A 6,795-nucleotide genomic window follows, 5' to 3' on the forward strand; every position below is an offset into this window, starting at 1 on the left:
ATCTGACTTGTTTGTAGTGAATCATCCAAATAAACATAGACTTTCATTTGCGATTGAATACTTTCTCCCCAGCTATAAGCCCCACTAAGTAATTGAAATAACAACGATATAATTACGGACAAACAAGCTATTGAAATAACAATTGTTTGATTTGTTGTTTGAGCTTTCCCTTTCGAGTAACGCATATTATTTAATTAATTTATTTAATTGATCACGCAGTTTGGCTGCCTCTTCATAATTTTCATCCGCCAAAGCTTTTTCCAAAGAAGACTCCAAGGTCGAAATTACCTGACTCTTTGGGATTTTTTGTATTTCAATTTCATCATCTTCGTCTTGTAATACCTCCATGGGAATTGCTATTTCATTTAACAATGTATCAGAAATTACAATATCAGCATTCAAACGAAGTCCTATGGCGATGGAATCAGATGGCCGCGCATCCAATACAATCGATTCACCATCTTTATTCATATGAATTTTAGCAAAAAATACTCCGTCTTTAAATGAAGAAATTTCAATGAATGATACCAAAACAGTTGTTTGCTTTATAAAGTTGGCAAACAAATCATGTGTCATTGGTCTTGCAGGAATAACATCTTCCATAAACATCGAAATCGCTTGCGCCTCTGAAATGCCTATAACCATAGGAAAACCTACAGATTCACCTTTTTCCGCTTGTAAAAACAAAATATACGAAGATGCACCAGCTGCACTTGGACTTAATGAAACAACTCGCAATTTTATCAATTCTCCCAAAGTATATCTTTAAAAAAACAAAGATAATCAATCTATACCTTCATAAGTCGATTTTAAAGATTTTTTACAATTTCAGGAACAATTTCAAAAACGTCTCCTACAATTCCGTAATCTGCATATTTGAAAAACGGAGCTTCAGGATCATTGTTAATAACCACAATGGTTTTAGATCCATTCACTCCAGCAAGATGTTGAATAGCACCAGAAATACCACATGCAATGTATAATTTGGGGGCTATTTTTATCCCTGTTTGACCAACGTGTTCACTATGTGGCCTCCAATTAACATCGGATACTGGCTTCGAGCAAGCAGTAGCTGCCCCAATTTTGGCAGCTAATTCTTCAATCATTGTCCAATTACTTGGATCTTTTAATCCACGACCAGCTCCTACAACGTAAGCAGCATCAACTAAACTAGCACCATGACCTTGCTGCGTACTTAAAATTGTTGAATAGGGTAGGGAAGCTGAAATTTGTAATTCTGAATTACTGGCTTTGCTTGTACCCTCATCTCTAGCAATAAATTCAAAAGCAGGATTAAGGATAAACATCGCGGATAAGTTTGTTTGTAGAAAAGAGTTTGCTTTTCCACTAAATATACTTTGTCTAAGATGTATACTTTTATCTTTAATCGAAATAGAATTTATCTGAGTTATCACTGGTAATCCTACATGAACAGCCATTGATGCCAATACATGATCAATAAAAGCAGATTTGTATCCAATTACACAGGTACAATTATTTGAGGCAATTGAATTGACTATTTCACTAAGTTGGGAATTGCTTATCGTTCTATCTTCCTGAAGCCCCTTAATTTGAATTAAAGTAGAAGGAATTGAGGTATTAATACCTACTGCATCATTTGAATCTAGTGTATAGAAACATACTTTTTCAAGTTCGCTGAAATTTTTGGCTATTGAATTAACAAGATTTATGATTTGAATTGATCTCGAAGTTAAATTCCCAGATTTAAAATCGATAAATGCGGCTATAGTACTCATGACTTTGATTCTTTCTTAATTATATCAATTAACTCATTTAAATTCTCGCGTGTAAACAATATTCCTTTTCGATTTTGTTCATTCACTTCATCGCGTTCAGTTGTAAAGGTAGGTTGTACAAAAGGCGGTAGAACCTTTATTTCTTTAGTTCTTGCAGACATTATTCCGCGCATAGAAGGAATTTTCCATTCCGCAATTGGCTCTTGACAGCCTAGTACCAGTGGAAGACTCGCCTGCAATTCAGTGATACCTTGTACAGTCTCTATTTTCACTTTGCATAGGTTATTGCTGATATCCAATGCCATTACTGGAGAAAGTGATTCCCAAGCTAAAAGACTAGCAGTTAAGCGATGCACTAGACCACTGTTGTAGTCAATAGTTTCCTTACCCATTAAAATCAAATCTACAGGATTTAGTTTTACATATTCAGCTATTTCCTTTGCTACTTGTAATGAATCATTCGCTTTAGCATTTACACGAATAGCAGAATCGGCTCCTAAGGCTAAACTCTTTCGAATGATAACTTCACTTGACTCAGGTCCAACATGAAATAGAATGATTTCTATGTTTTCTGCGACTAGGGATTCCTTGAGTTCTATTGCTCTCGATAAAGCATAGTCCTCATATGGGCCAGTAATGAATGTCAAACCATCCAAGTTGACATAATTATTAGAACTTAAAGCTATCTTTGAAGTGGTGTCTGGAACGACGGAAATACAAACTAATATTTTCATATGCTTAAAATTGTTATGCAAGCATACTAAATTCTTTTAATTTGACAATGAATAGAAGAGAAATAATTTTACAGGAAATAGAAAATAATCCGAATAACCCATTGAATTATTACTTTTTAGCTATTGAGGAACGTTCGATTGGTAACCTGGAAACAAGTATTGAAATGTTGAAAAACATTATTGATAAATTCCCAGAATACCAACCAAGTTATTATACCATAGCGGAATTACTATATGAATTAGATCGAACAGAAGAAGGTACGTTCTTTGCTAAAAAAGGTATACTTATAGCAAATAAATTACACTTGACTAAAGTGGTTAATGAATTAGAATCATTAATACTAATAAATGATTAGGTAAGTAAAACTTCCTCTAAGTCTTTTTCGATTACTAAATTTTCAATAATAAATTTTTGACGTTCTGGCGTATTTTTACCCATGTAATAGGTAAGCAATTGAGGAATAGTGAAATCTTTCTCTAAAATTACTGGCTCTATTTTAATATTCTCTCCAATAAATTCACCAAATTCTTCGGGAGAAATTTCACCTAAGCCTTTAAAGCGCGTTATCTCCGGTTTCGGTCCTAACTTTTCAATAGCATTACGACGTTCCTCATCGGAATAACAGTAAATGGTTTCTTTTTTATTTCTAACCCGAAACAGGGGAGTCTCTAAAATGTATAAATGACCATTACGGACTAAATCAGGAAAAAATTGCAAAAAGAAGGTAAGAATTAACAACCTTATATGCATCCCATCAACATCTGCATCCGTAGCAATAACTATTTTATTGTATCGTAAATTATCTAGACTGTCCTCAATATCCAAGGCATGCTGAAGTAAATTAAACTCTTCATTTTCGTAAACGATTTTTTTAGTAAGTCCAAAGCTATTTAACGGTTTGCCTCTTAAACTAAATACTGCTTGTGTTTGAACGTCTCGTGATTTTGTTATACTACCACTAGCTGAATCTCCCTCGGTAATGAAAAGAATAGTTTCTTGCCGCACTTCAGATTTATCATCAGTTAAATGAATTCTGCAATCACGTAATTTTTTATTATGTAGATTAGCCTTTTTAGCTCGTTCATTAGCCAGTTTTTTAATACCAGCTATGTCTTTTCTCTCGCGCTCTGATTGTAATATACGTTTTAACAATGCATCGGCAGCTGACGGATTTTGATGCAAATAATTGTCTAATTCAGTTTTAATGAAATCACCGATAAATGTCCTAATCGAAGGAGAAGATGAATCAGGAGAAATGTTGGTTGATCCAAGTTTGGTTTTCGTTTGCGATTCAAAAACAGGTTCTTGTACACGTATAGCAATGGCGCCAACAATACTAGCTCGTACATCTGAAGGATCAAAGTCCTTTTTAAAAAATTCTCGAACAGTTCGAACCAGTGCTTCACGAAAAGCTGCTAAATGTGTTCCACCTTGAGTTGTATTTTGACCATTTACGAAAGAATAATATTCTTCCCCATATTGATTGTTATGGGTAATCGCCAATTCTATATCGGTTCCTTTTAAATGAATAATGGGATATCGATTTTCATCTGCATTGGTTTTTTTAGAAAGCAAATCCAATAATCCATTTTGTGAAAAATATTTTTCACCATTAAAATTGATAATTAAACCCGCATTTAAAAATGCATAATTCCAAAATAAACTATCTAGAAATTGAGGAATAAAATGGTAGTTTTTAAATACCGTATTATCAGGTTCAAAACAGATGAAAGTCCCACTTTTGCTGGTTGTCGATTCAAGGCCTTTGGACTCATTAATTAATTCTCCTTTACTAAATTCCGCCCATTTTGTTTGGCCATCACGATAGGACTGCACCTTAAAATAATTTGAAAGCGCATTCGTAGCTTTGGTACCAACGCCATTTAAACCTACTGATTTTTGAAAGGCGCCAGAATCATATTTACCACCTGTATTTATCTTTGATACACAATCAATAACTTTACCTAGTGGAATACCACGCCCAAAATCCCGCACCTCAACTTTTTGGTCAGATATTTTTACATCAATTTGCTTGCCATTACCCATCATGTGCTCATCAATAGAGTTATCCATGATTTCTTTAACCAAAACGTAGATTCCATCGTCAACGGAAGAACCATCACCCAATTTTCCAATGTACATACCTGGACGTAAGCGAATATGTTCTTTCCAATCGAGTGATCGTATACTGTCGTCGTTATAAATAGGCTCTGAAGTCATATGATTTTATTTGTGAACAAAATTACCAAAGAATCAATAAATTACCTTGATTTATCTAAATATAATAAAAGATGGAAATCTGAGCTTTTTTAACTTATTTTGTAGTCCTAAAAATGAATTTTTGCATGATCAAGAAAATAAGTTTTGCTACGGTGCTCATTTTGTTAGCAAGTGTAAATATTGCTTTTTCTCAATTCCAAGTACCACCTACTTTCGCTCCAGGAGTTAATATGAACCAAACACCCGTTATTAACAAAGCTGCAGGTTCAAATAAAGTAGTAAAAAGAGAAATAGTTAATTCCCCCAAGCAAAAGAGTGATGCAGATAGTTTAATTAATCAACGTCAATCAGAAAATTTGTTAGCGCCAAGTGCTGAAGAGGACTCAATACGAAAAGCAAAACTTGCTTTTCAAAATAAAATATTTGGATTTTCTATATTCAATAAAAAGGCAGGTGTATTTGAAACTAATTTAAAAATTGCTACTCCCAAGAACTATGTACTAGGTCCCGATGATGAGTTAATAATCGATATTAACGGGTACTCCGAAGAGCATTATAATTTAACAGTAAATCCAGATGGCTATATTAAAATTAGCAAAATTGGTAATGTTTATGTAGCCGGATTAACGATAGAAGAAGCTCAAAATCGAATAATTTATAAGCTATCGAGTATTTATATTGGATTGAAGAAATTTAAAGGCCATACCGACATTAATGGCTTATATGCTAGTATCTCATTGGGCAATATTAAAACAGTATCCGTTTCCGTTGTAGGTGAAGTTCAATACCCTGGAACTTATTCTTTGCCATCATTAGCACGTGTTATGAACGTTTTGTATTTAGCAGGTGGGCCAACAGAGAATGGTACATTTAGAGACGTACAACTTATTAGAAACAATAAAGTAATCGCTCATTTGGATTTGTACGAATTTATAACGCAGGGATTTAGCAAAAATGATGTACCAATTCATGATCAAGATATTATTAAAGTAGGATTGTATAAGTCGCGTATTGAAATAAAAGGTCGTGTCAAACGAAACGCATTTTTTGAAACCTTACCAACTGAGAATCTTGCCTATATTTTTGAGACCTATGGAGGAGGTTTCTCAGAAAATGCCTTTAAAGAATTATTGAAGGTTGAAAGAATAACCAAAACTGAGCGCAAATTGATTGATATCAATTATTCAATTGCCAATTCATTTATTCCAGCTGACGGGGATATTATTACTGCAGAATCCATTACGGAAAATCGATATGAAAATCGGGTAACTTTAGATGGTGAGGTATTTCGTCCAGGTACCTTTTCATTAGATGGTAAATTAACATTATCAGCTTTAATAGCAAAAGCTGGAGGAGTCAAAGAGAATGCTTTTTTAGACCGGGTTACCATCAATCGACTGAATAAAGACTACACACCTTCCAATTTATCAGTTAATCTTGCCGACATACTAAGCGGCAAGACTGCAGATATCATGCTACAAAAGGAAGACAAAATACGTGTATTTTCTATTTTAGAGTTAAGAGAGAAATTTACCGTTACAATACATGGCGAAATTAATGGTATAAAAGAAGAGTATGAGCTAGCCAGTAAAAATACAGAGCCAAAGGAGTCTCCAAACTCGGATACGAATCAAAGTACAACATCAAGTGAAATTGCTGACAAATTTAAATCTGATAATGTTAGTAATGGATTGTTAAATAGACTTGTAAAAATTACAATTCCATACGAAACCAATATGACTGTTGAAGATCTAATAATTAAAGCTGGAGGTCTAAGGGAATCTGCTTCTACTGGTTTTGTGGAAGTTGTAAGAAGAAAGAAAAATGAATTAGTAGAAAATCAAGATTTTACAAGTTCCCAAATTGCAGAAATTTTCAAATTTTCTATTTCTAAAAACCTCATTGTGGATAGTAACGCTTCAACATTCGCGTTGAATCCTTTTGATGAGGTATTTGTACGCTCTTCACCAAATTACGAATTACAACAATTTATTACTTTACAGGGACAAGTTTTATTTCCTGGTGTTTATGGCTTAGAGAAAAAAGATGACAGATTGTCGGATTTAATTAAACGCGCAGGGGG

7 protein-coding genes are annotated in these 6,795 nt (G+C 33.9%); 2 read left to right on the forward strand and 5 right to left on the reverse strand.

From position 1 onward, the window contains the following. The 4 genes from ACIQZ2_RS11450 to ACIQZ2_RS11465 form a co-directional block, all read right to left on the reverse strand. A partial coding sequence (locus tag ACIQZ2_RS11450) for a hypothetical protein (protein ID WP_395768986.1) occupies nucleotides 1-185 on the reverse strand: 185 nt, incomplete at its 3' end. A 1-nt stretch (nucleotide 186) separates the two neighbouring features. Further along, nucleotides 187-756 (reverse strand): bifunctional nuclease domain-containing protein, encoded by a 570-nt coding sequence (locus ACIQZ2_RS11455; RefSeq protein ID WP_395768987.1) that lies wholly within the window; start codon nucleotides 754-756, stop codon nucleotides 187-189. 53 nt (nucleotides 757-809) lie between these two features. Next, on the reverse strand, nucleotides 810-1,757 hold the full coding sequence (locus ACIQZ2_RS11460) for an electron transfer flavoprotein subunit alpha/FixB family protein (RefSeq protein WP_395768988.1): 948 nt from the start codon (nucleotides 1,755-1,757) through the stop codon (nucleotides 810-812). Continuing rightward, nucleotides 1,754-2,491: an electron transfer flavoprotein subunit beta/FixA family protein gene (locus ACIQZ2_RS11465; RefSeq protein WP_395768989.1), complete on the reverse strand. Its 738-nt coding sequence runs from the start codon at nucleotides 2,489-2,491 to the stop codon at nucleotides 1,754-1,756. Before ACIQZ2_RS11465 ends, ACIQZ2_RS11460 begins: the two co-directional genes overlap by 4 nt. Nucleotides 2,492-2,538: 47 nt before the next feature. Between ACIQZ2_RS11465 and ACIQZ2_RS11470 the strand changes: the two genes are divergently transcribed. Then, a complete protein-coding gene (locus ACIQZ2_RS11470) occupies nucleotides 2,539-2,847 on the forward strand; it encodes a hypothetical protein (RefSeq protein ID WP_395768990.1) in 309 nt (102 codons plus the stop codon). Here the strand turns inward: ACIQZ2_RS11470 and ACIQZ2_RS11475 are convergent. Then, nucleotides 2,844-4,712, reverse strand: a complete 1,869-nt coding sequence (locus tag ACIQZ2_RS11475) for a DNA topoisomerase IV subunit B (protein WP_395768991.1) — start codon at nucleotides 4,710-4,712, stop codon at nucleotides 2,844-2,846. The genes ACIQZ2_RS11470 and ACIQZ2_RS11475 overlap by 4 nt on opposite strands. Before the next feature lie 125 nt (nucleotides 4,713-4,837). Between ACIQZ2_RS11475 and ACIQZ2_RS11480 the strand changes: the two genes are divergently transcribed. Then, nucleotides 4,838-6,795 (forward strand): SLBB domain-containing protein (locus tag ACIQZ2_RS11480; RefSeq protein WP_395768992.1); only part of this gene is annotated, 1,958 nt, incomplete at its 3' end.

The organism is Aquirufa sp., assembly GCF_044342065.1.
GTDB lineage: Bacteria > Bacteroidota > Bacteroidia > Cytophagales > Spirosomataceae > Aquirufa.

Bases quoted from the DNA above. Each gene is read 5' to 3' on its own strand.
- ACIQZ2_RS11460 (WP_395768988.1), bottom strand. From the start codon at position 1,757: ATGAGTACTATAGCCGCATTTATCGATTTTAAATCTGGGAATTTAACT.
- ACIQZ2_RS11465 (WP_395768989.1), bottom strand. From the start codon at position 2,491: ATGAAAATATTAGTTTGTATTTCCGTCGTTCCAGACACCACTTCAAAG.
- ACIQZ2_RS11470 (WP_395768990.1), top strand. From the start codon at position 2,539: ATGAATAGAAGAGAAATAATTTTACAGGAAATAGAAAATAATCCGAAT.
- ACIQZ2_RS11475 (WP_395768991.1), bottom strand. From the start codon at position 4,712: ATGACTTCAGAGCCTATTTATAACGACGACAGTATACGATCACTCGAT.